The sequence below is a fragment of the Nocardia sp. NPDC059691 genome (genome assembly GCF_042733915.1).
Lineage (GTDB): Bacteria > Actinomycetota > Actinomycetes > Mycobacteriales > Mycobacteriaceae > Nocardia > Nocardia sichangensis.
Window position 1 is genome coordinate 1 of the sequence record NZ_JBHWFB010000046.1, and the last position, 1,055, is coordinate 1,055.

1 protein-coding gene is annotated in these 1,055 nt (G+C 63.1%); it reads left to right on the forward strand.

The annotated features are described in order from the left end of the window. The coding region (locus tag ACFV2O_RS36825; protein WP_379256396.1) for a cytochrome P450 at positions 1-1,055 on the forward strand (1,055 nt) is incomplete at both ends.

Sequence of the window (1,055 nt, forward strand, 5' to 3'; positions counted from 1 at the left end):
GGATGTGGTGGGGGCGTTCCGCGACAGTGTGCGGTTGTCGAGTGCGAATGGAGTGTCGCTGGATCCGGCCGCGTGGGGTCCGCACGCGCATCGGACCATGTCGTTCCTGGCGATGGACGATCCGCGGCATATGCGGATGCGGCGGTTGGTGTTCAAGGGGTTCACGCCGAAACGTGTCGCGCAGATGGAGGACCGGATCCGGGAGTTGACGCTGTCGTATCTGGTGCCCGCGGTGTCCGGTGCCGTCTTCGACTGGATCGATGAGGTGGCGGGCAAGTTGCCGATGGATGTGATTTCGGAGCTGATGGGGGTGCCGGCGGTGGATCGGGTGGAGATTCGCCGGTTGGCGGATCTGGTGGTGCACCGCGAGGACGGTGTGCTGGATATCCCGATGGCGGCTGTCGAGGCTTCGATCAAATTGCTGGGCTACTACACGGAGATGGTGGCCGAGCGTCGGCGCGCCCCGAGAGAGGATCTGACCTCGGCCTTGCTGGATGCGGAGATCGGCGGTGACAGGCTCACCGATGCGGAGATCATCGGTTTCCTGTTCTTGATGGTCGTGGCGGGCAACGAGACGACCACCAAACTGCTGGGTAATGCGTTGTATTGGGGTGCGCGCAATCCGGGGGAGTACGCGAAAGTCGTCGCCGATCCAAATCTGGTCTCCGACTGGGTGGAGGAGACGCTGCGTTATGACACCTCGAGTCAAATGATCGCCCGCACCGCGACCGAGGACCTGGCGTATCACGGGGGTGTGGTTCCGGCGGGGGCGAAGGTGTTGTTGCTGATCGGTTCGGCCAACCGGGATGCGGTGGTGTTCGAGGATGGTGACAGTTTTCGTATCGATCGTGCCGATAGGTCCGGGCTGGTGAGTTTCGGGGCGGGTGTGCATTTCTGTTTGGGGGCGCACCTGGCTCGTGTGGAAGCGACGGTGGCGCTGACGGAGTTCGCGTCGCGTGTGCGGTCCTATGACGTCCTCGATTCCGGGATCGCCCGGGTTCATTCGTCCAATGTGCGTGGCTTCGCGCACCTACCCATCACCGTGGAGACCCGAT